Source organism: Sanguibacter biliveldensis, assembly GCF_033798665.1.
Classification (GTDB): Bacteria; Actinomycetota; Actinomycetes; order Actinomycetales; family Cellulomonadaceae; genus Sanguibacter; species Sanguibacter inulinus.
Genome location: NZ_CP138359.1, coordinates 1,753,585 through 1,776,351, shown reverse-complemented (window position 1 = coordinate 1,776,351; position 22,767 = coordinate 1,753,585). Strand labels below are relative to the sequence as shown.

Sequence of the window (22,767 nt, the reverse complement as noted above, 5' to 3'; positions counted from 1 at the left end):
GTGCTCGACGAGCCGCTCGAGGCGCTGTCGTCGAATCCGGGACCAGCATACCGCATGTATCTTGACGTCAAGATATATACGAGCGCGAGTCTCTCCGATGCGCGGCCTCGTCAGCCGCGGCGACGGCCTCCCTCCGCGGACGACCGCCGGAGCCGCGTCGTCTAGGCCGAGCGCGCAGGCGGAGTGGTCTCGACGACCAGCGTCTCGGGCGTGCGAGCGCGACCGACGAGCCACGGCGTGAACCACCTGTGGATCGCCTCGACCGCCAGGCACCCGACCACGGCTGTCGCCGCGATCCATGGCGCGGACTCTCGGCTCGGGTACTCGAGGCTGACGAGCTCACGGGCCGGCTCGACGAGCAGCACGCCGACTGCGGCTGCTGCGAGCACCACGATCATCGCGACCTTCCACAGCTGCCACGGGCGGGCGAGCACGCCGACGACCCACAGCCCGACGGAGATGAGCACGATGAAGACGGCAGTGCGGCCCTGGACGAGGGAGTCGCTGTCCCAGACGAAGGCGTAGATGCCCAGGACGAGCGAGCCGACCACGATCCCCACAGGCATGGCGAAGGACAGGCACCGCCTGAGGAACCCGGCGACGAAGCGCTGGTTGTTCGGCGGCAGGGACAGCAGGAACGCTGGGATGCCGATGGTCAGCGCGCCGATGATCGTCATGTGGCGCGGCAAGAACGGGTAGTCCCAGGAGAGCAGCACGACGACCACGGCGAGCAGCGCCGCGTACGTCGTCTTGGAGAGGAACAGCGTCGCGACGCGCTCCATGTTCGCCATGATCCGGCGCCCCTGGCCGAGGACGCCGGGCAGGGTCGAGAACGCACCGTCGACGAGCACGATGCGGGCGACGGCCTTGCTCGCCCCGGCACCGTTGCCCATCGCGATGCCCAGGTCGGCGTCCTTGAGCGCGAGGGCGTCGTTGACGCCGTCGCCGGTCATCGCGACGACGTGCCCGTCGGACTGGAGGGCGTGGACCAGGTCCCGCTTCTGCTCGGGCGACACCCGGCCGAAGACGTCGTAGTCGCGGGCGACCTGTGCGAGCGCCGCCGGGTCGTCGACAGGGAGGTCGCGGGCGTCGAAGCCGTCGACCACGACGCCCTCCCCGCGCAGGCCGACACGGGTCGCGATCGCGGCCACGGTCTTGGGGTTGTCACCCGAGATGATCGTGGTCCGCACACCCTGCTCGCGGAAGTAGGCGAGGGTCTGCGCGGCGTCAGGTCGCACCCGCTCCCCCAGCACGGCGACGACAGCAGGCTGCAGGTCGCCGGGCAGGCCGCCGTCAGGAGCCGGGAGCGGCTCGTCGGTCCGGGCGAGCAGGACCACGCGCGCACCTGTCCCGGCCTCCCGGGCGACGACGGTCCGGGCGCGGGCCGCGCCGTCGTCGTCGCGTCGTCCGAGCAGGAGCTCAGGAGCGCCCATGACCCAGACGCCGTCGGCGGTCTCGAGCGCGCTCCACTTGCGGGCCGAGGAGAAGGGCACGGCAGCGAGGACCTGGGCGGGGACGACGGCGGCGACCCCGGCGGCGATCGCCTTCGACGTGGCGTTGCCCTCACGGTCCGTCGCGATCGCGGCGAGCGCCTCGAGCGCCCCGGGCAGCTCGGCGAGCGTCTCGAGGCTGGTGAGCGAGACTGTGCCGTCGGTGATCGTGCCGGTCTTGTCGAGGCAGAGCACGTCGACCCGAGCGAGGATCTCGACGGCCGCGAGCTCCTGCACGAGGACCTTCTGCCGGGCGAGGATCATCGCGGCGAGCGCGAAGTTGAGGGAGGTGAGGAGCACGAGCCCCTCGGGGATCATGCCGACCACACCGGCGACGGCCGCGACGACGGCGTCCTTCCAGTGCCCGTCCTCGAAGGCGGTGTCCCAGCCGCCGGTCGCACGGAGCTGGCTCCAGGCGAGGAGCAGGGCGATCGGGACGATGGCGAAAGACACCACCCGCAAGACCTTATTGACCCCGTCGCGCAGGTCGGACTGGACAGTCGAGTACTGCTTGGCCACTGCCGTGATCTTGTTGGCATAGCCGTCGATCCCCACGCGCGTCACACGGAAGGCCGCGCTCCCCGCCACGACGGAGGACCCTGAGAGCACCTCGTCGTCGACGGCCTTGTGGACCGACCGAGACTCGCCCGTGAGCATCGACTCGTCGATCTCGAGGCCGGCCGAGCTCAGCACGGTGCCGTCCGCCGGCACCTGGTCCCCGGTGCCGAGGTGCACCACGTCGTCCTGGACGATCTCCTCGAGACGCACCTGCTGCTCAGCACCGTCGCGGAGCACCCGCGCGAAGGGCGCGTCGAGGATCGCCAGGTTGTCCAGGGTCCGCTTGGCGCGGTACTCCGTGACGATGCCGATCGCGGCGTTGATGACGATGACGAAGCCGAACAGCGCGTCAGCCCACCGCCCTGTGAGCAGCACGAGCACGAGTGCGACCAGGAGGATGCCGTTGAAGAGCGTGAAGACGTTCTCGCGGAGGATGTCGACGAAGGAGCGAGAGGTGGTCGTGTCGACCGTGTTGACGAGGCCCTGCGACCTCCGGTCGGCGACCTCTTCGGACGTCAGTCCGTGCACTGGCGTTCTCCCTGCGTGAAGGTGTGGGGCATCACCATACCTGGGCCCCCTGACCGTCGACCTGGAGCCGCCCAGCCCATGACCGGCCCACGACGGGCCCTCACTCTGCTCACGACCCGCTCCCGACCCGCTCACGGCAGCCCTTCCTCGCCGCGGGCCCGCAGGAGCTCTTCGCGCTCAGAGTCCGCGAGGGTGGCGAGCCGGATCCGCACGGTCTCGACGTCCACCCACAGCTCGTCGGCGAACTCCCCCCACGACCTCGCCCAGCGAGCTGCGTCCACGAGGTCGTCGAGAGAGACGAGCCACCGCGCGGCCAGGGCGCCGGCCTCCCTCTCCTCGCGCTCCGTGCAGCCTGGACCGTGACGCAGCTCGAGGTGGGCGAGCTCGTGCGCGAGGGTCGAACGCCGCTGGGCCTGGGACTGGTGCGGGTGGAGCTGGATCGCCCCGGCGCCGTCCGTGGCGCCGAGGACACCCGGCATGACGATCCACCGGAGCTCGACATGGTCGAGCTCACGCAGGCGCCGCCACGGGTTGAACACAGGTGCGACGCTACGCGGGCCTGCGCGCCCACGACCGTTGTCCACAGCCCCGGACCCAAGGGGCTCCGGCACGATGCTCCGTCACACGGGGTCCGGGCTCTCCGGGTCGTCCTGCACCCTGCCACCAGGCAGCTGGTCCGCGCTGCCGTCGACCAGACCCGGTGGCTGGTCAGGCTCCCCTGTCCTCGCCGCCCAGGTGACAGTCTCAGTCTCGGACGTCGAGGTCGGGGCGTCTGAGCCCTCGGGCTCGATGCTCGTCGCTACAGGGGCTGCCAGGACGAGCGAGAGCCGCGGACCGCCATCCTCGGCGGAACGCGCTGCCGACGTAGCCCCGAGCCTGCGCGCCAGCTCACGGATGAGGTCGTCGTCGGCCACCCCACGGGCGTCGTACACCACCTGGACCTCGCTGCCGGGCAGCCCCATCTCCTCCGCGATCGCGGCGCGGACGACCCCGACGTCGACCTGGAGGGCGCGGGCGAGCCCTTCGACGGTCGTGTCCCTCAAGAGCCGCGCGACCGGGGCCCTGCCCTCGCGCAAGAGCTTCGACACGACCTGCTTGGACAGACCCGACTCGCGCGCCAGGTCTGACTGGTTCCACCCTCTGCGTGCGAGCCCGTCCCGGAGCAGCCTCTGGAGTGCGTGCATCGATCCTTGCCCTTCGTCGGCGACGCACACCGGCCGGTCCCGGAGATCCGAGGAGAGCCGTCGCGCGTCGCGGGAGATCAGGGCGAGCGGGTGCCGCGCCTGCGGCACAAAGATATGTCAACCAGGATGGACCGCGCGGGAAGGGACAATCACCCGCGTGGCGCTTGTCGGACATATGACCTGTCAACCCGTGAGGAAAGGATGGTCTCCAAAGGGTTGACTCCGGTCAAAACAGACGCAAGCATAGAAACATCACAGACCGCGGAGAGAGGACGGCGATGAGGCTGCGAGACCCGAGGCTCCTCAAGGCCTACATGATGCTCGCCGGCATCAACCAGGCTCGTCTGGGACGCCGCGCAGGGTGCTCGCGCCAGTTCATCCACATGCTGCTGACAGGAGAGAAGCGCAGCTGCCGCCCCGATGTCGCCGAACGCATCGAGGAGGCCGTCCGTGTCCGCAGCGGCACGCTCTTCACGGTGTCCGAGCGCGCTGTGGAGCGCAACGTCACCCATGTCCGACCCGTGGGAACACGCCCACCTGTGTGACACCACCGAGCTGCCGCCGGCGAGGAACCCCTGCCCTTCCGGCGGTGCACCACCATCTGAGGCACCGGTCGTCCGCTGCGTGCGGTCGACCGGTGCCTCAGATGGCTTCAGGGCACGACTGAGCGAGCACGCTCAGCGGTCTGGCACGCTCAGCAGCCTGGCGCCCGTCAACCCGGCACCCTCGGCGATCGGGCGCCCATCCCCGGCGCGTCCGGCAGGCTGCGGCCTACCGCGTCAGGACAGCCACGCACTCCACGTGGTGCGTCATCGGGAAGAGGTCGAAGGCGCGGACGCTCTCGAGCTCGTAGCCGTCCTTCGCGAGGTAGGCGATGTCGCGGGCGAGCGCTGCAGGGTCGCAGGCGACGTACACGATGCGGCTCGGCGCGAGCGCCACGATCTGCGCGACGGTCTTGGCTCCTGCACCCGTACGCGGCGGGTCGAGGACGACGACGTCGGCCCCGGCGATCGCGCCGTGACCGGCGGTCCGCAGCACGGTGTCGACCTGGCCGACGTGCAGCTCGACCTGCTCGTAGGCGTGAGCGTTGCGACGAGCGTCCTTCACGGCACGCTCGTCGCCCTCGACAGCGACGACCCTCCCGACGGGCCCGACGGCCTTGGCGAGCGGGACCGTGAACAGCCCGGCCCCTGAGTAGAGGTCGACGACTGTGGCGTCGGTGAGGTCGCCGTCGGCTCCCCCGCGGGCAGCGTCGAGAACCACCTGGGCGAGGAGCGAGGGGGCCTCGCGGTGCACCTGCCAGAACCCGTCGGCGGCGACCTTGTAGGTGAAGGCCTCGCCGTCGACGGTCACGGTCTCGGTGACCGAGCGACGCACGTTCGGACGGGTGTCGAGGTGGCCGTTGCGGAGCACCTGCCCGTCGAGCAGCACGATCGGGTCAGAACCGTCGGCCGGGGCCACGACCTCGATCTCGGCACCGGGCGTCCAGCGCTTCGCAAAGATCTTCTCGGCCTCGGCGGCAGCCAGGACCTCGGGGGTGGCCAGCGGCATGGTGCTCAGCGGGAGCACGTCGTGCGAACGGAACTGGCGCATGCCGGCGCGGCCGTCCGCGTCGGCGACGAGGTCGATGCGGGTGCGCCATCCGAGGCCACCGCGCTCGTCGTCACCCGGGGCGGGCTCGACGACCACTGTGCGCTCGATCTTCGCGAGGCGCTGCAGCTGCTCTTCGACGACCCCGGCCTTCCAGCGCCGCTGCGCCTCGAGGGAGACGTGCGCGAGCTCTCCGCCGCCGACGCCGTCGGCCCCGGCCTGCGGCCAGGCCGACCGGACCCGGTCCGGGGAGGCGACGAGGATCTCGACGGCGTCGGCGCGCCAGAACTTCGAGGTCTCCCCCGAGTCGGTCAGACGCGCACGGACGGTCTCGCCGGGCAGCGTGTGCCGCACGAAGACGACCCGACCGTCGTACCGCGCGACGCAGTGCCCACCGTGGGCGATGCGGCCGATCTCGAGCTCGACCAGCGGAGCGGTCTCAGGGGTGTCGGCGGCGTCGTTCAGGGCTTCGGATGACTCAGGGGTGGTAGGCACCCGACAAGTATCCCAGGCGTCTGGCCCGGGTCCCACCAGACGTCTGCCTAGTAGCCGACCCTGCGCTTCTTGGCGGCGTACCCGGTGCCCTCCAGGCCCGTCTGCCCCTGGCTCGACGAGAGCTGCCACGGGACCGAGGCCACGACCACACCGGGAGTGAAGAGCAGACGCCCCTTGAGCCGCAGCGCGCTCTGGTTGTGGAGCAGCTGCTCCCACCAGTGCCCGACGACGTACTCGGGGATGTACACCACGACGAGGTCACGGGGGCTCTCGCGCCGCACCGACCGGACGTACCCGAGGATCGGCCGGGTGATCTCGCGGAACGGGGAGTCGAGGACCCGGAGCGGGACAGGGATGTCCAGGCTCTCCCACTGGGCTGTGAGGCGCTCGACGTCCTCGGCGTCGACACCCACGGTGAGCGCCTCGAGCGTGTTGGGCCGCGACGCGCGGGCGTAGGCGATCGCCCGCATCGTCGGCTTGTGCAGCTTGGACACGAGCACGATCGCGTGCACCCGGCTCGGCAGCGCCCGAGAGGACGACGGGTCCTCGCCGAGCTCGATCTCCTCAGACACCGAGTCGTAGTGCTTGCGGATCGACTTCATGAGCACGAACACCGCAGCCATCGCGAGCAGCGCGATCCACGCACCGTGCGTGAACTTGGTGAGCAGCACGATGACCAGCACGGTCCCGGTCATCGCGAAGCCGATCGAGTTGACGATCCTCGAGCGTGTCATCTGCGACCGCACCTTGGGGTCGGTCTCGGTCCGCAGCTTGTCGGTCCAGTGCCGGACCATGCCCAGCTGAGACAGCGTGAAGGAGACGAAGACCCCCACGATGTACAGCTGGATCAGGCGGGTGACCTCGGCGTCGAAGGCCCAAATGAGGATGATCGCCCCGGCCGCCAGGGTGAGGATGCCGTTGGAGAAGGCGAGCCTGTCACCGCGGGTGTGGAGCTGGCGCGGGAGGTAGCCGTCCTTGGCGAGGATGGATCCGAGCACCGGGAAGCCGTTGAAGGCTGTGTTCGCGGCGAGCACGAGGATGAGCCCCGTCACCGCCGAGACGATGTAGAAGGCGAAGGGGACGCCCTGGAACACGGCCTCGGCGAGCTGGCCGATCACCGGGTGCTGCACGTAGTCGACCGGGAGGGCCTGCCCGCCCGAGGTCAGCTGCTCGTGAGGGTTCTCCGCGTAGTGGACGCCGGTGAGCCGGGCGAGGAAGAGGATCACGAGGATCATCAGGGCCGAGATGCCGCCGAGGAGCGCGAGGGTGGTCGCAGCGTTCTTGGACTTGGGCTTCTGGAATGCCGGGACACCGTTGCTGATGGCCTCGACACCCGTCAGGGCCGCACAGCCCGAGGCGAAAGCCCGGGCGATGAGGAAGGCCCCGGCCAGACCAGTCAGCCCCTCGTCGAAGCCAGGCTGCGCGACGAGCTCGAAGGTCGCGCTCTCCGCCATCGGCAGGTTGCCGGTCAGGTGCCGCAAGAACCCGACGACGGCGGTGACCCCGATGGCGAACATGAAGAGGTAGACGGGGATCGCGAAGAACCGGCCGGACTCCTTGACCCCTCGCAGGTTCACGAGCGTCAGCAGCGCGACGAGCACGATCGCGAAGGTGGCCTCGTGGTCCCGCAGCGCCGGGATCGCGCTCGCCGCGTACTGCGCGCCGGAGGAGATCGACACCGCGACGGTGAGGACGTAGTCGACCATGAGCGCGCTCGCGACACCGACACCGGCGCTCGGGCCGAGGTTCTCGGTCGCGACCTCGTAGTCACCGCCGCCCGAGGGGTAGGCGTGCACGTTCTGCCTGTACGAGGCGACGACGGTGATCAGCACGAGGACGACGGCGAGGCCGACCCACGGGGAGATCGTCGTGGCGGTGAACCCGGCGACCGCGAGGGTCAGCAGGATCTCGTCGGGGGCGTAGGCGACGGACGAGAGCGCGTCCGAGGCGAAGACCGGCAGCGCGATGCGCTTCGGCAGGAGGGTATGCCCCAGGTGTTCGCTGCGGACTGGACGTCCGAGGAGGAGCCGCTTGGCGGCATCAGCAATGTCCGACACGTTGAGCAATGCTAGGCCTGTTTCGGCGGTCTCGGGACGGATCTGCGGTCACGTTCTGGTGTGCAGTCCCGTCACCGGGTCGGTCGCGGCTCTGCAGCCGGTCACGGAGGCGGGCTGCTGGCCCGTCGCACGGCCGTCGCAGGTACCCACGGGCGTGAACCTGGAGTAGCGTTCCGGCTTGTGCACTTCGTCATCATGGGATGTGGGCGCGTCGGCGCCACTCTGGCCCAGTCGCTCGAGAACAACGGTCACTCCGTCGCGGTCATCGACCAGAACGCTGACGCGTTCCGTCGGTTGAGCCCCGACTTCGGTGGGAAGAAGGTGACCGGTCTCGGGTTCGACCGCGACACCCTCCACCAGGCGGGGATCGACGACACCTACGGATTTGCGGCCGTCTCGGACGGCGACAACTCGAACATCCTCGCGGCCCGCGTGGTCCGTGAGACCTACGGGATCGAGAACGTCGTCGCCCGGATCTACGACCCCCACAGGGCCGAGATCTACCAGCGCCTGGGGATCTCGACAGTCGCGACGGTCCGCTGGACCGCCGACCAGATGCTCCGCCGGATGCTTCCCATGGGAGCCACCGACGAGTACCGAGACCCCTCCGGTCAGATCCGCCTCGCCCAGGTCGACGTGCACCCCGGCTGGTACGGCCGCTCGATCCGCGCGATCGACGAGGCCAGCGGCGCGAAGTCGGCCTTCGTCACGCGCTACGGCGACGGCGTGATCGTCCAGCCCGAGACCGTGCTGCAGGAGAACGACATCTTGCACGTCCTGGTCCACACCGATGCGTCGACCACGATGGAGCGCATCCTCACCCACGCCCCGAAGGTAGAGGTCTGATGCGCGTCGTCATCGCCGGAGCAGGATCTGTCGGTCGGTCGATCGCCCGAGAGCTCATCGCCAACGACCACGACGTGACCATCATCGACCACCAGCCGACGTCGATGCGTGTGGCCCAGGTGCCCGAGGCCGAGTGGTTGCTGGCCGACGCCTGCGAGCTGCCGACGCTCACCGAGGCCAAGGTGGACGAGTGCGACGTCATCGTCGCGGCGACAGGCGACGACAAGGCCAACCTGGTCATCTCGTTGCTCGCCAAGACAGAGTTCGGCGTGCCGCGCACGGTCGCCCGCGTGAACAACCCCAAGAACGAGTGGATGTTCGACGAGTCGTGGGGCGTGGACGTCGCCGTCTCGACCCCGCGGATCATGACCGCGATGGTCGAGGAGGCCGTGTCGGTCGGCGACCTCGTGAAGATCTTCACCTTCCACCAGTCCGGCGCGGACATCCTCGAGATCACCCTGCCGGCGGACTCAGTCCTGGCCGGTCAGCGCCTCGGCGACATCACGTGGCCCAAAGACACCGTGCTCGCGGCGATCGTGCGGGGCACGCTCCCGATCGCGCCGACAGTCGACGACACACTCGAGGCCGGCGACGAGCTGCTGATCGTCACGGGTCAGGAGTCGACGCTCACCGAGCTGCAGGCGCTGCTGGTCGGCGGACCAGCAACCACGTCCCCCACAGGACCAGTGCCCACAGCGGGACACCCATCACCAGCCGAGCAGTCCCCAGCCATCCCACCGACGAGCTGAAGTACAGCGGGATCTGGACCGCGAGACGCAGGGCGAACATGCCGATCCAGAGCCACGTGGCGAGGGTGTACCGGCGAAGGAGCGCAGGGTCGCTGCGCCACGCCGTCGAGAAGACGGGTGCGGGGGCGGCGGCCTCGACAGGATCGCCGTCCGTCTGATCCGCCTGATCCGTCGCCGGGCCAGGCTGACGAGCCGGTTGCGACGTCGCACCGAAACCGCCACGGAGCGCCTCGACGACCACGCCGACGATCGGCCAGGACACGGCGACCGAGACCAGCATGACGGCCAGGTAGGCGCCGTTGGTCCACAGACCGTAGGCGAAGTACTGGGTGGCGTCCCCGGACCTCCAGGCCCAGAACACGCCGATCGCGACGCCGAAGAGGCCCCCGAAGGCCTGGGTCACCGGGGTGCGCTGGACCAGCCGGGCGGCGACGGCCGCCACGGCGACAGCCAGCGACGCGACGAGCGGCGGCATGAGCTCGCGGGTCGCGACGTAGAGCACGACGAAGACGAGCCCTGGGGCCATCGCCTCGACCACCCCGCGGATGCCGCCGACCGAGTCGACCATCGAGAAGTCGTCTGAGGCGAGTGCGCGGACACCTGCTCCTGCGGTCGCCGCGCCAGGAGCTCCAGAGCTGTCCTCGGCCCCTGCCCGGGAGGTGACCGGCGGCTGGACCTGGCCCGGGTCTTCGCGGCCCGCGCCGTCACTCACCGGGTCGGGCCCGGAGCTCGTAGCGCGGGTTGTAGATGGTCGCCCGGTCACCCATCTGGCAGACCAGACCAGACACGCGCGCACGCCGACCGGGCTCGATCCCTGCGATGCGGCGACGTCCCAGCCAGACGAGGTCGATCGAGGCCGACCCGTCGTACAGCTCGGCCTCGAGCGCGGGGACACCCTCGCGCGGGCGCAGGACGACCGAGCGGATGACTCCGGAGAGCTCGACCTGGACGCGGTTGCCCGCCGTCGCGGCGGCGATGCAGCCGACCTGCGCGGACGAGTCCGTCCGCTCTTCGACAGCCGCGATCTCTTCCTGGGAGGCGAGCACAGAGTGCAGCGCCGTGCGCAGGCTCATCAGCGGATCTCGGTGATCTCGGGACCGCGGTTCAACGGGTCGAAGGTCGGCGGGGCGACGGGTGTCTCGGGCTGGCGCTTGCCGGGCAGCGTGAGCGAGAGGAGGTCACGCGGCGGGCGTGCGTCGTCACCACGGACCACGACGATCTGCCGGAACAGCCCTTCGAGCGTCTTGGCCTCCTCGACGTCGACCGCAGCCTTGCCGCTGATGACACCCCGGAGGAACCAGCGCGGGCCGTCGTGCCCGATGAAGCGTGCGGGACGGTGCCCGGTCCGCCCGTCGGGGGTGCGGGCGGGCAGGCGTGCGAGGAGCTCTCGGCCAAAGGGGCCGGGGACGTCGTCGACAGACCCGCCCTGCTTGACGATCGAGTCGGCGATCTCGGCGCGGATCTCGTCCCAGATGCCGTCGGTGCGCGGGGCCGCGAAGGCCTGCACCTGGAGCGCCGAGCCCTCCAGGGCGAGACCTGCACCCGTCACCCGGTTGGTCTTCTGGTCGACCTCCATGCGGAGCTCCATGCCGGCCACGCCGGGAACGCGGAGCGCCCCGAGGTCGACACGGGCCCCGAGCTCTGGGACCTCGGAGACGTCGAAGGGGCCGACGGCGTCGGCGGCGCCGTCACCCTCTGGTCCGGACGAGTCGGCGCCGGCGGTCGGCGCAGCGCCGTCCTGTGCCGGAGCGGATTCGGTCTCGGCACCGGGAGCCTGCGCGGTCGCGTCAGCTCCCTTGGGGCCGCGTCGGAACAGAGCCACTGGTTCGTCTCCTTCGGATGGGTGCACGTGCGTCGCACGTGGCACGGCGGGACGTCGACCTCTCGGTCGGCGCGATCCTGGTCCGCCGTGACCTGCTTGTGACAAGACTATGCCGCAGCGCGGCACGTGAACTACTTCTGTGCTGAGGGTGAACCTGACCATCCGCCGCTCGACCCGAACCCGCCCGCACCGCGCGCGGAGCCGGGCAGCCGCTCCGCCTGGACGAACCTGGCGCGCGCGACCTGCTGGACCACGAGCTGGGCGATCCTGTCGCCCCTGGACAGCGTGAGCGTCTCGGTCGGGTCGGAGTTGTAGAGCGTCACCGCGATCTCTCCGCGGTAGCCCGCGTCGACGGTCCCGGGCGCGTTGACGATCGTCAGGCCGTGCCGCGCGGCGAGCCCCGACCTCGGGTGCACGAAGGCCGCGTAGCCGTCAGGCAGCGCGATCGAGACTCCCGTGGGCACCGTCGCCCTCTCGAAAGGAGCCAGCGTCACGTCGACCCGGGTCACCAGGTCGGCGCCGGCGTCGCCGGGGTGCGCGTAGGACGGCACCGGGATGCCGTCGTCGAGCAGGGTGATGAGGACCTCGGGGTTCTGCGTAGTCACGGTAGGTGACTCTAACGGCTCGCGGAGGCGCGCACGACGACCCTGTGGACGAGGACTGCGGGCACGGCACGCCTGCGATGATGGAGGCATGACCTCAGCACCGTCGCACGAGCCGCACGCCGACCGCCCCGAGAGCAGCCCGCACTCCCCCGCGAGCCCCGCCGGCGGCCTGCCGGCGCCTGCCGCAACGCCTGCGCACGCAGCCTCGTCGGGCCCGGCAGGGGTCTCCAGGCCGGCCGCGGGCGTGCTGCACTCCGAGCGTCTCCTGCCCAGCCTTGCCGGGTGGTTCGGCATCGTCGCCTTCGCGCTGGTCCTCGGTGTCGCGCTGACCGTCGCGGGGCCTGTCGCCGCCGTGGTCACCGCTGTCGTGACTCTTGTGGTCGGCTGCGCGGTCGCGTGGTGGACAGCCCCTGTCGTCGAGGTCCGCGACGGGGTCCTGCGCGCTGGAGGAACCGAGATCCCGACCAGCCTGCTGGCCGACGTCGTGACGCTCGACCGCGAGGGGGTCCGGGAGCAGATGGGCACAGGGTGGGACGCACGCGCCTTCGCGTGCCTGCGGACCTGGACCGGTGGTGCGATCCGGGCGAACGTGGTCGACCCTGCCGACCCGACGCCGTTCTGGGTCGTCTCGACCCGGAGGCCAGACGACCTGGCGGCTGCGGTCACGGCCCAGGGTTGACCTGGACCAGACGCAGCCGCCCTGTCGAGCATGAGTGCGAGCCCGACGGTGTCAGGCAGCGCACTCCGAGCAGATCTGCTGGCCGTTCTTCTCGCTGGCCAGCTGGCTGCGGTGGTGGACGAGGAAGCAGCTCGCGCAGGTGAACTCGTCAGCCTGGCGCGGGAGCACCCGGACGGAGAGCTCTTCGCCCGAGAGGTCGGCACCGGGAAGCTCGAAGCCTTCGGCCGCCTCCGTCTCGTCCTCGTCGACAACGCCTGAGCTCTTGTCGGAACGACGCGCCTTGAGCTCTTCGAGCGAGTCCTCGCTGAGGTCTTCCTCTGTCTTGCGGGGGGCGTCGTAGTCAGTTGCCATGTGTGGGCTCACACTCCAGTGCAGATGTATCGGTGGTCGCCGAGGTGACTCGCACGTCACTCGGTGTGTCGCAACTCAGTGCTGGTGCTCCGGGATTGCTAGTGCTGTAATGCTCGCGCCCGCCCGGTTGTTCCCGGGTGGCGATGGGATTGTCCATCATTTCCGGGCGCGGCGCACCTCACGTCGAGATCTCCACCCGCATCGGCACGCGACGGACCCGGGCGCGGACGCTCGGAGCGGGGTGGAGCCGCCCACCCTAGTGCACCGGAGACACCCCTCAGTCCACCCTCAGGCGCCGCTGTCTGCGTCCAGCCCGGTGAGCAGCGTGACCAGCGCGTCGACCGACGGACCAGGCCCGGCGACGGTCATGTCCGGGCTCGCGCCCCGCCCCCGCAGACCCGACACGGTCCCACCCGCCTCGGTCACCAGCAGCGCACCGGCGGCCATGTCCCACGGGTTCAGCCCGCGCTCGTACACGAGGTCGAGCTGCCCCTCCGCGACCATGCAGAGATCGAGGGCGGCAGACCCGATCCGCCGGATGTCGCGCACCCTGGGCAGGACCTGCGTGAGCACCTGGGCCTGGGCGGCCCGGCGTTCTGAGGCGTACCCGAAGCCCGTGCCGACCAGGCTCAGCGAGAGGTCTGTCGGCTCGTTGACGTGGATCGGCTCGCCGTCGACCGTCGCGCCCTCGCCCCTCCCGGCGGACCACGAGCGTCCGTCCGGGACGCGCACGACGCACCCGGCGAGGGCCTCCCACTCCTCGGGGTCCCCCGACCCGGCGACCACCGCGACCGACACCGCGTAGGCCGGGATGCCGTAGAGGTAGTTGACGGTGCCGTCGATCGGGTCGACCACCCACGTCAACCCGCTCGTCCCGGCGACGTGACCGTCTTCCTCCCCCAAGATCGCGTCGTCGGGGCGGGCCTCGAGGATCAGCCGGCGCAGCAGCGACTCGGAGGCCGCGTCCATCGCCGTGACGACGTCGACGGGCGAGGACTTGGTCGCGGCGACCTCGACGCGGGCCGGGCTGGTGGTCCGGACGAGGTCGGCCGCCTCGGCAGCGACCCGCTCGGCGAGACGGCGCAGCTCGCTGACGAGCGCGGCGTCGGGGACGGGAGCAGAGGCAGGAGCAGCTGGAGAGGTCATGTCCTCATCCTGCCCGACGTGACAATCTGGTGCCGCGGCACACCGACCCGGGTGCGCGGGTGCGGGGTGTAGAGGTGGCACGCTGGCACCTTCAGGTGCCACAGGAGGACCAATGGCTGAGCAGGATGCAGGTGAGCTGCGACTCGTCGGGCTGCACGACGACGGGGAGCACCTCGTGCTGTCGCGCCCCGGGGGCGAGACGTTCCGTCTGGCGATCACTGACGGCTTGCGCGCGGCGGTGCGACGCGACCGCTCGCGTCTGGAGCACCTCAAGACGCAGGAGCAGGGATTCCTCGCCCCGCGCGAGATCCAGGCGCGGGTCCGTTCTGGGCTGACCGCCGAGGAGATCGCGGCCGAGTCGGGGATCACCGTCGCGCAGGTGCGCCGTTACGAGGGCCCCGTCCTCGCCGAGCGCCAGTTCATCGCGCAGCAGGCTGCCGCGACCCGGGTGGGCCGTGACAACAGCTCGCCGAGCCTCGGCGACCTCGTGACCGACAGGCTCGCGGCCCGCGGCGTCGAGACCTCGGAGCTCGAGTGGGACGCCTCGCGTCCCGACGGCCACGGCTGGATCGTGTCGGTCGCCTTCAGCGTCGGCGGTCAGGACCGCCTCGCCCGCTGGACCTTCGACCCGCCCGCACGCTCCTTGCACGCCCTCGAGGACGAGGCCCGCTGGCTCTCGGAGACCGAGATCGCCGACGAGCCGATCCCCCGCCGTCACCTCGCGTCGGTGCGCTCGTCCGTGTACGACCTCGAGTCCGACGGCTCGGTCCGTCCCGTGCTCGACGCCGTCGACCTGGACCCGAGGCTGCTGCGCCCCTCTGAGCCCCAGGCTCCCGAGACGCCGAGCGAGCTGGACCAGACCGCGGCGATCCTCGACGACCTCCAGGGCCGCCGTGGTGTCCGTCAGCAGCTCGAGCTCGGTGAGGACGAGGCGCTGTTCGAGGGCTTCGGCCCGGCGACGGCCTTCGCCGACCACGACGACGACCTGCCTGTCGGCGACGTGCCCGGAGCGCACCCGGCCGAGCCGGGGACGGGCCTGCTGGAGGCCCGCGTCTACGCGCTGCCCCCGCTGTCGGTGCCTGTCGACGACGCTGAGAGCACCGCCGACGAGGCAGCCGAGACCGAGACAGCCGCCGAGGCACCCGAGGCCGAGCCTGCGGCGGAGAAGACCCCAGCCCGCCCGACCCGCCGTGGTCGCTCGAAGGTGCCCAGCTGGGACGAGATCGTGTTCGGCGGCAAGCAGGACTGAGCGCCTCCGCCAGCCCCTAGACGCCGAGAGGCCCGGTCCGTGCGGACCGGGCCTCTCGGCGTCTGCAGTCCTCAGACCGTGAAGGTCAGGTACGGGACACGCATCTCGCGCGGGGTCAACGAGCCGTGCACACCCACGAGGGCGATCGACCGGGGTGACTGCACCCTCGAGTCGACGACGGTCGCCCGGCCGCGCGCCGCGACGAGCACGTCGCCGATCCACGGCTCGACGTGCTCGGCGACCTCGCCGAACCAGCCGGCCTCGATCACCTCGGCCTTGGTCGCCACGAGGGCGTCGTCGCCGAGGACGTCGCGCCAGCGCTCGGCGAGCGACCCGGCGTTCTTGCGCTTGGTCGCGTGCAGGTGGACGGCACGCGGCTCCCCCGCCACGACCTTGACACCTTCGTGCAGCGCTGCGACCTGGGCGACGTCGCGCTGACGAGCCCTGTCGACGTCGACCATCCCGTGGTCGGCGGTCACGACCACCTGGGTCCCCGGCGGGAGGACGGACTGCAGACGAGCGAGCTCGCGATCGGCGAGCTCGAGGGCGTCGCCCCACTGCCACGACTCCGAGCCCTCGTGGTGGCCGACCTTGTCGACGTCGCCCCAGTACAGGTAGACGAGACCGGGGGTCATGAGCTCGAAGGCAGCGGCGTCGACGCGCGACTCGAGGCTCTCGGCGTTCCAGTACCTGGCCCCGCGCAGCGCCGCACGGGTCATGCCCGACGCTGCGAAGCGCTCCGGTCCGATCGACGTGACCCGCACTCCGGCGGAGCTGAGCTGCTCGAAGACCGTGGGCTCCCGCTGGAGGTCCGTGGGCTCGGGAGCACCGTCCCACGAGACGAGGTTCGCGAGCGTCCCGGTGTGCGGGTCGCGCACCGTGTAGCCGAGCATGCCCGTGCGCCCGGGACCGGCCCCCGTCCCGAAGATGCCCATCGACACCGCGGTCGTGGACGGGAAGCCGCAGGTGATGACGGCGTCGTCGCGCAGCAGAGACCTGAGGAAGGGCGCGTGCCCGCTGCGCTCGCTGAGGTTGTCGAAGCCCAGGCCGTCGACGAGCACCACGCACACACGCTCGGCGGACGGGAGCCCGAGAGCAGCCTGCGCGGCGGCGTTGCGCCCGGCGTCGTCGACGACCCCGAGGGCCGCGGCGGCGGCCGGCAGGACCGACGCGAGAGAGCGGCCCGTGCGGTCGGGGACGAGGAGCCCGAGGGCCTCGGCTGTCGCGGTGAGGGGCGCAGGCCCGTCGGTCACCTTTGCCCGCCGTGCGCTGCGTAGCCCGTCGCCGCCGAGAGCGCCTTCGCGAAGGCGACCGCTGAGCGGACAGCCTCGACTCCCTCGGCCTGCGCGCTCACCCGCACGAGCACGTCGTCGTTGGCCATCGACCCTGTGAGGCCGTGGTCTGCCTCGCACTGCGGGTCGGGGCACTGGGCGGGCTCGAGATCGATGCGGGAGACCGCACCCCAGCCGACAGCCAGGGTCAGCTCCGTGGGCGCTGCGCCGGAGACGTGCTTCTCGGGGGCGTCGACCATGTGGGTGAGGACGACCGAGGTGATCTTGGCGAGCGGCACGGCCTCGGTCGTCGCGGCGGCGCTCGAGCGGGCGTCCTGCTGCCCGGCCTCGGGGTCCTCGGAGGCGTGGTCGTCGACGTGCGCGAGGACGAGCCGCGACGACGTGAGGACGAGCACCGTCACGTGGCGGCGGACCTCAGAGGTCGCGAAGGTCGTCTCGACGTGCACGAGGTGAGCCTCGACGGGCTCGTCGGCGATGGCGACGTCGAGGACGTCGGCGACGAGCTCGGGGTAGTACCCGGCCCTGTCGAGCTGTCGGCGGAGGTCTGCGGAGAGGTCACGGCTGCTGGTCGAGGACACCCGACCATCCTAGTCACCTCGACCTGGTCACCCAGCCCTGGTCACCGGCCCTGGTCACCCCGCCCTGACCGAGCCGTCTCAGTCTGGCAGCGCCCGGCGCAGGCCGTCCTTGCGGTTGGCTGCCTCGACGCTCACGCGTGCGCTGAGCACTGCGGCCCCGCGCTCGGCGACGACGACGGGGTAGAGCTCGAGGGACCGGACCTCGGGGTGGTCGTCGGCGAGCTCGCTGACCCGTCCGATGAGGTCTTCGATCGCTGCGGCGTCGGCCGGCGGCAGGCCCTTGTAGCCGAAGAGGCGTGGTGCTGCGCGGACCGAGCGCACCATGTGGGCCACGTCGGTCGTCGTGAGCGGCGGCACGCCGTAGCTGACGTCGCCGAGCAGGTCGACGGCGTCGCCCGAGAGCCCGAAGGACACGACGGGTCCGTAGAGCTCGTCCTCGGTCGACCGGATGACGCAGGCGACCCCGGCCGGGGCCATGCGCTGGACCTCGAGCGGACGGGCTGCAGGGTGGCGGAGCTCGGGCACGTGGTCGACGAGCGACGACTGCATCTGCGCCACGTCGGTCCGCAGCTCGGCCTCGTCGAGGATGTCGAGGCGCACACCTCCGAGGTCGGCGCGGTGGCGCAAGGACTCGGCCGTGCTCTTGAGGGCGACGGGCCAGCCGAGCTGGTGCGCGGCCGCGACGGCCTCGTCGGCGTCCCGGACGGGCACGGACTCCCAGACGTCGATGCCGTAGCAGGCGAGCAGCGCCCTGACCTCGTCGGCCGGGAGCGCTGTGCGACGTCCTTCGACGGTGTGCCTGTCGATCACCGCGCGGGCCCCGGCCACGTCGACGTCGGAGTAGGTGAGCGGGGTGCCGTGGTCCTGGTGGCGCCACGTGGCGTAGCGCACGACGGCGCCGAGGGCCTGGACGGCGTCCTCGGGCGTGGAGTACGCAGGCACCGTGACGGTGCGCGCAGCCGCCCCGCCCTCGGCGGCCGCCGCAGGCGCCGGTGCGGGGACGTCCCCCTGCTCGGCGCGCTCGGCCGGGACCTCGACGGTGAGCTCGGGCAGCAGCCCGTGGAGACCGAGGACGCTCGCGACGGTCGGTCGGCCCGAGCGGGCCGCGGCCTGTGCGACGGCAGCGCAGAACCTCGCGTCGGTCCCGCCGAGGACGGGCACGTGGACGGCGACCACCACGTCGCAGGCACCCTCGGCGTAGACGGCGTCGATCGCCGCGAGGTTCTCCTCCTCGGTCGCGTCCTCCCGCACGACGGCGACGTGGCTGGTCACCACGAGCCCGGCGGTGCCGGCGGCCTCCGCGACGATCGCCGAGAGCGGCGCCGAGCCGGCGACGATCCCGACCCGACGACCCGAGGGCAGCGGCTGGTGCGCGAAGAGCTGGATGATGTCGAGCATCTGGTGGGTGTTCTCGGCGCGGACGACCCCGGACTGGCGGAACATCTCTTCGAGGGTGCGGCGCGGCGCCCGCGTCGGCCGCACGGCGTGGCCGGCCGGGACGACGTGGCCAGAGCGGCCCGCGGTGACCACCACGACGGGCTTGACGAGCGAGAGCCGCCGGGCGATCCGCGAGAACTTGCGCGGGTTGCCGATCGACTCGAGGTACAGCCCGGCGACGTCGGTCGACTCGTCGTCCTGCCAGAACTGCATGAGGTCGTTGCCCGACACGTCCGCCCGGTTGCCTGCCGAGACGAAGGACGAGACACCGACGCCGCGCCGCCACACCGTCGCGAGGACGGTGACGGCCATCGGCGCCGACTGGCAGAAGATCCCGACGGTGCCGGCCGGCGGGAGCACAGGGGCGAGCGAGGCGTTGAAGACCCCCTCGGGCCGGCGGGCGAACATCCCGTACGAGCCCGGGCCGACCACGCGCATCCCGGCGGCGTGCGCGGTCCGGACGATCTCGCGCTGGAGCGCGAGCCCTTCGGCTCCGGTCTCGGCATAGCCGGGGCCGGAGACGACGACGCCTCGGACACCGAGGCGGGCGAGGGAGCGGACCGTCGCGAGCGTGTCGGCGGGGTGCGCGACGACGAGCGCCAGGTCGACGGGCGCCTCGACGTCGTCGAGGGTGTCGACGAAGCGCAGGCCTGTCGGGTCGCCGATCTCGGCGCGCAGCGCGTCGGTCGCCCCGACGACGGTCATGGTGACGTCACCGTCGCGCAGGTGGGCGCTGATCGCCCGGGCGGCCATCCGCGCCTGCAGGCTCGTCGCGTCGGCGTCGCCAGGCGGGACCACGACGATCGAGCGCGGGGTGAAGAGCCCGACCATGCTGCGGGCCTCGGCGCGGTGCTCCCGGTCGATCATCACCTGCCGCGAGCGCTCGGTCGGGTCGAGGTCGATGCTCACGGTGACGATGCCGTCGTCGACGTGCTGGGTGGTCTCGTACCCGGCCTCGCGGAACACGGCGAGCATCTTGCCGTTCTGCGGCAGGACCTCCGCCGTGAAGTGCGTGATGCCCACCTCGCGGGCCGCGGCGGCGATGTGCTCGAGCAGCGCGGAGCCGAGCCCCCGGCCCTGGTGGGAGTCGGCGATGTTGAAGGCGACCTCGGCCTCGCGGGGCGCGATGGTGTCGAAGCGGGCGACACCGATGATCTGCTCGGAGCCGTCCGCAGCCGAGGTCACCGCGACGAGGGCGACCCTGTCACGGTGGTCCAGGACGGTGAAACGGGTCAGGTCGCGGGCCGAGAGTCGTTCCATCGCGGCGAAGAACCGCATGTAGGTGGACCGTTCGGACTGCGCGGTGTGGAAGCGCTGCAGCGCGTCGCGGTCGGCCGCGGTGATCGGGCGCAGGTGGGCGGTGGTCCCGTCCGAGAGGACGACGTCGGCCTCCCACTCCTGCGGGTAGCCGGCCTCTGTCGCGACGCCGTCGTCGGCGGAAGAGTCAGGTGGGGTGGTCACAGGTACAGGCTATGCGCCCGTGGGCGCGGCTCGGGGGCTGGCACACCGACTCTCGTGCGAAACTGTGGGCCAGAACCCTCCGCGCCTCCCCCGCGCACCCCACAGCACCCCCGCACCACCCAGGAGCCCAGAGACAGATGGCACGCACCTCGACGCGGTCCGGCTCGACGACAGAACCCGGTGACTTCACCGAGAAGATCGTCGACATCGACGTCGCCCAGGAGATGGAGGGCTCGTTCCTCGAGTACGCCTACTCCGTCATCTACGCACGCGCCCTGCCCGACGCCCGGGACGGGCTCAAGCCCGTCCAGCGCCGCATCCTCTTCCAGATGTCCGACATGGGTCTGCGTCCCGACCGGGGGCACGTGAAGTCCGCGCGCGTCGTCGGCGAGGTCATGGGGAAGCTGCACCCGCACGGCGACACGGCCATCTACGACGCCCTGGTGCGCATGGCGCAGCCCTTCTCGCTGCGGCTGCCGATGGTCGACGGTCACGGGAACTTCGGCTCGCTCGACGACGGCCCTGCTGCACCGCGGTACACCGAGGCGCGTCTGGCGCCCGCGGCGCTGGTGATGACCACGGGTCTCGACGAGGACGTCGTGGACTTCGTGCCGAACTACGACAACAAGCTGGTCCAGCCCGAGGTCCTGCCGGCGGCGATCCCGAACCTGCTCGTCAACGGTGCGTCGGGCATCGCCGTCGGCATGGCGACCAACCTGGCCCCGCACAACCTCATCGAGGTGATCGCGGCGGCACGGTTCCTCGTCGCGAACCCGAAGGCCTCCCTCGAAGACCTCATGCGCTTCGTGCCCGGACCCGACCTGCCCACGGGTGGCAAGATCGTCGGCCTCGAGGGCATCCGCGACGCGTACAGGACAGGTCGCGGGTCCTTCAAGACGCGCGCCACGGTCCGGGTGGAGAACGTCACACCCAAGCGCAAGGGGCTCGTGGTCACCGAGCTGCCCTACCTCGTGGGTCCTGAGAAGGTCGTCGAGAAGATCAAGGAAGGTGTCCAGGCCAAGAAGCTCTCGGGCATCACGGCCGTCACCGACCTCACCGACAGGTCCCACGGGCTGCGCCTGGTCATCGAGATCAAGACGGGATTCAACCCCGAGGCCGTCCTCGAGCAGCTGTACAGGTACACGCCGATGGAGGACTCCTTCGGCATGAACAACGTGGCGCTCGTCGACGGCCAGCCGCGCACCCTCGGCCTGCGCGAGATGCTGTCCGTCTGGGTCGACCACCGCATCGACGTGGTGCGCCGCCGCTCGCAGTTCCGGCTGACCAAGCGCCTCGACAGGCTGCACCTGGTCGAAGGCCTGCTGCTCGCGATCGTCGACATCGACGAGGTCATCCAGGTGATCCGCAGCTCGGACGACGCCGACACGGCGCGCGGACGCCTGCGTGAGGTCTTCGACCTGTCCGAGGCGCAGTCCGAGTACATCCTCGAGCTGCGGCTGCGACGCCTCACCAAGTTCTCGCGGATCGAGCTCGAGAAGGAGCAGTCGGCCCTCGTCGAGGAGATCGAGCAGCTGCGCGCGATCCTCGGGGACGACGCGCTGCTGCGCCGCGTGGTGAGCGAGGAGATGGCCGAGGTCGCGAAGGTCTACGGGACGCCGCGACGGACGATCTTGCTCGACTCGGCAGGTGGTGGCGTGACGGGCGCTCCCGGGCTCCCTGGGCCACGTGGCAGCCAGGTGTCCCTCGAGATCGAGGACACCCCGTGCTGGGTGCTGCTGTCCTCGACGGGCCTCCTCGCCCGGACCTCCGACGACACCGTCCCCGTCCGCGACGACCACCGGCACGCCCACGACGTCCTGAGCACGTCGCTGCTGTCGTCGGTGCGCAGCGAGGTCGGTGCGCTGACCTCGGCCGGACGGGTCGTGCGGGTCTCGGTCCTCGACCTCCCGTCGCTGCCGCCCACCCAGGGCGCACCGAGCCTGTCAGGCGGTGTGCCCGTCGCCGAGGTCTGCACCCTCGAGCCGGGTGAGCAGCTCGTCACCCTCGTCTCCCTCGCCGAAGACGCACCGACCCTCGCCCTGGGGACCGCCGGTGGCACCGTCAAGCGGGTCGCCCAGGGCGACGTGCCCACCAAGGACAGCTGGGAGGTCGTCTCCCTCAAGCCCGGCGACACCGTCGTCGGCGCCGTGCCGGTCTCCGACGACGACGAGCTCGTCTTCATCAGCTCCGAGGCGAGCCTGCTGCACTTCTCCGCGAGCGCCGTCCGCCCCCAGGGCCGGACGGCCGGCGGCATGGCCGGCATCAAGCTCACCGGCGACCAGCGTGCGGTGTTCTTCGGTGCTGTCCCCGCGGGCCAGGCCGAGCAGTGCGCCGTGGTGACGATCGCCGGTGCGTCGGACGCCCTGCCGGGAACCCAGACGGGGAGCGTCAAGACGACGGCCTTCGAGGTGTACCCGGGCAAGGGGCGCGCGACGGGCGGGGTGCGGGCGCACAGGTTCCTCAAGGGCGAAGACACGCTGCTGCTCGCGTGGGTGGGCACAGCACCGCCGCACGCGACCGGGGCCGCCGGGCAGCCCCTCGACCTGCCGCCCGCGGACCCGCGGCGCGACGGCTCGGGCACGATGCTCGACGCGCCGGTCCACGCCGTGGGCTGACGCGGCGCCGGTGCGGCGGCCGGCTTGACGGCCAC

19 protein-coding genes and 1 pseudogene are annotated in these 22,767 nt (G+C 71.3%); 6 read left to right on the top strand and 14 right to left on the bottom strand.

Going from position 1 to position 22,767, the window contains the following annotated elements:
• Positions 1 to 161: 161 nt before the first annotated feature.
• From SANBI_RS07720 to SANBI_RS07710, 3 genes are all read right to left on the bottom strand, one after another.
• A complete protein-coding gene (locus SANBI_RS07720) occupies positions 162 to 2,576 on the bottom strand; it encodes an HAD-IC family P-type ATPase (protein ID WP_319160525.1) in 2,415 nt (804 codons plus the stop codon).
• 131 nt (positions 2,577 to 2,707) lie between these two features.
• The gene (locus SANBI_RS07715; protein ID WP_319160523.1) at positions 2,708 to 3,115 is read right to left on the bottom strand and encodes an ImmA/IrrE family metallo-endopeptidase; all 408 of its coding nucleotides are present in this window, start codon (positions 3,113 to 3,115) and stop codon (positions 2,708 to 2,710) included.
• Between the two features lie 81 nt (positions 3,116 to 3,196).
• Positions 3,197 to 3,760, bottom strand: a complete 564-nt coding sequence (locus tag SANBI_RS07710) for a helix-turn-helix domain-containing protein (RefSeq protein WP_319160522.1) — start codon at positions 3,758 to 3,760, stop codon at positions 3,197 to 3,199.
• Between the two features lie 278 nt (positions 3,761 to 4,038).
• Between SANBI_RS07710 and SANBI_RS07705 the strand changes: the two genes are divergently transcribed.
• Entirely contained in the window at positions 4,039 to 4,305 is a 267-nt protein-coding gene (locus SANBI_RS07705) for a helix-turn-helix domain-containing protein (RefSeq protein ID WP_056132231.1), read from the top strand.
• A 226-nt stretch (positions 4,306 to 4,531) separates the two neighbouring features.
• Here SANBI_RS07705 and SANBI_RS07700 read toward each other — a convergent pair whose 3' ends face one another.
• On the bottom strand, positions 4,532 to 5,845 hold the full coding sequence (locus SANBI_RS07700; RefSeq protein WP_319160518.1) for a class I SAM-dependent RNA methyltransferase: 1,314 nt from the start codon (positions 5,843 to 5,845) through the stop codon (positions 4,532 to 4,534).
• Positions 5,846 to 5,892: 47 nt separating this feature from the next.
• Complete coding sequence (locus tag SANBI_RS07695; protein WP_179913505.1) at positions 5,893 to 7,902, bottom strand: APC family permease; 2,010 nt, start codon at positions 7,900 to 7,902, stop codon at positions 5,893 to 5,895.
• Positions 7,903 to 8,097: 195 nt separating this feature from the next.
• Here SANBI_RS07695 and SANBI_RS07690 point away from each other — a divergent pair, with 195 nt between their 5' ends.
• Both SANBI_RS07690 and SANBI_RS07685 read left to right on the top strand, forming a co-directional pair.
• Positions 8,098 to 8,748, top strand: coding sequence for a potassium channel family protein (locus SANBI_RS07690; RefSeq protein ID WP_056134036.1), 651 nt, complete (start codon positions 8,098 to 8,100; stop codon positions 8,746 to 8,748).
• Positions 8,748 to 9,497, top strand: a complete 750-nt coding sequence (locus SANBI_RS07685) for a potassium channel family protein (protein WP_319160516.1) — start codon at positions 8,748 to 8,750, stop codon at positions 9,495 to 9,497. Before SANBI_RS07690 ends, SANBI_RS07685 begins: the two co-directional genes overlap by 1 nt.
• On the opposite strand, the pseudogene SANBI_RS07680 reads toward SANBI_RS07685, so the two are convergent.
• The 4 genes and pseudogenes from SANBI_RS07680 to dut form a co-directional block, all read right to left on the bottom strand.
• Positions 9,454 to 10,023: pseudogene (locus SANBI_RS07680) on the bottom strand (DUF3159 domain-containing protein); the annotation flags it as partial. The gene SANBI_RS07685 and the pseudogene SANBI_RS07680 sit on opposite strands and share 44 nt — an antisense overlap.
• 178 nt (positions 10,024 to 10,201) lie before the next feature.
• Complete coding sequence (locus SANBI_RS07675) at positions 10,202 to 10,570, bottom strand: OB-fold nucleic acid binding domain-containing protein (protein ID WP_319160514.1); 369 nt, start codon at positions 10,568 to 10,570, stop codon at positions 10,202 to 10,204.
• Positions 10,570 to 11,319 carry a DUF3710 domain-containing protein gene (locus SANBI_RS07670; protein ID WP_319160512.1) on the bottom strand — a complete coding sequence of 250 codons (750 nt, stop codon included), beginning with the start codon at positions 11,317 to 11,319 and terminating at the stop codon, positions 10,570 to 10,572. Before SANBI_RS07670 ends, SANBI_RS07675 begins: the two co-directional genes overlap by 1 nt.
• Positions 11,320 to 11,450: 131 nt before the next feature.
• On the bottom strand, positions 11,451 to 11,924 hold the full coding sequence (gene dut / locus SANBI_RS07665; RefSeq protein ID WP_319160510.1) for a dUTP diphosphatase: 474 nt from the start codon (positions 11,922 to 11,924) through the stop codon (positions 11,451 to 11,453).
• Between the two features lie 88 nt (positions 11,925 to 12,012).
• Here dut and SANBI_RS07660 point away from each other — a divergent pair, with 88 nt between their 5' ends.
• A complete protein-coding gene (locus SANBI_RS07660; protein ID WP_319160508.1) occupies positions 12,013 to 12,603 on the top strand; it encodes a DUF3093 domain-containing protein in 591 nt (196 codons plus the stop codon).
• Positions 12,604 to 12,654: 51 nt separating this feature from the next.
• Here SANBI_RS07660 and SANBI_RS07655 read toward each other — a convergent pair whose 3' ends face one another.
• Positions 12,655 to 12,954, bottom strand: coding sequence for a DUF4193 domain-containing protein (locus tag SANBI_RS07655; protein WP_056132214.1), 300 nt, complete (start codon positions 12,952 to 12,954; stop codon positions 12,655 to 12,657).
• Between the two features lie 288 nt (positions 12,955 to 13,242).
• A complete protein-coding gene (locus SANBI_RS07650) occupies positions 13,243 to 14,100 on the bottom strand; it encodes an inositol monophosphatase family protein (protein WP_319160504.1) in 858 nt (285 codons plus the stop codon).
• Between the two features lie 112 nt (positions 14,101 to 14,212).
• Between SANBI_RS07650 and sepH the strand changes: the two genes are divergently transcribed.
• Positions 14,213 to 15,349, top strand: a complete 1,137-nt coding sequence (gene sepH, locus SANBI_RS07645; RefSeq protein WP_319160502.1) for a septation protein SepH — start codon at positions 14,213 to 14,215, stop codon at positions 15,347 to 15,349.
• Between the two features lie 71 nt (positions 15,350 to 15,420).
• On the opposite strand, the gene SANBI_RS07640 is transcribed toward sepH, so the two are convergent.
• From SANBI_RS07640 to SANBI_RS07630, 3 genes are all read right to left on the bottom strand, one after another.
• Positions 15,421 to 16,602 carry an alkaline phosphatase family protein gene (locus SANBI_RS07640; RefSeq protein WP_319160500.1) on the bottom strand — a complete coding sequence of 394 codons (1,182 nt, stop codon included), beginning with the start codon at positions 16,600 to 16,602 and terminating at the stop codon, positions 15,421 to 15,423.
• Positions 16,599 to 17,219: a DUF5998 family protein gene (locus SANBI_RS07635; RefSeq protein WP_319160498.1), complete on the bottom strand. Its 621-nt coding sequence runs from the start codon at positions 17,217 to 17,219 to the stop codon at positions 16,599 to 16,601. Before SANBI_RS07635 ends, SANBI_RS07640 begins: the two co-directional genes overlap by 4 nt.
• Positions 17,220 to 17,297: 78 nt before the next feature.
• Positions 17,298 to 20,117, bottom strand: coding sequence for a bifunctional acetate--CoA ligase family protein/GNAT family N-acetyltransferase (locus SANBI_RS07630; RefSeq protein ID WP_319160496.1), 2,820 nt, complete (start codon positions 20,115 to 20,117; stop codon positions 17,298 to 17,300).
• 137 nt (positions 20,118 to 20,254) lie between these two features.
• Between SANBI_RS07630 and SANBI_RS07625 the strand changes: the two genes are divergently transcribed.
• On the top strand, positions 20,255 to 22,732 hold the full coding sequence (locus SANBI_RS07625) for a DNA gyrase/topoisomerase IV subunit A (RefSeq protein WP_319160494.1): 2,478 nt from the start codon (positions 20,255 to 20,257) through the stop codon (positions 22,730 to 22,732).
• Positions 22,733 to 22,767: the final 35 nt, after the last annotated feature.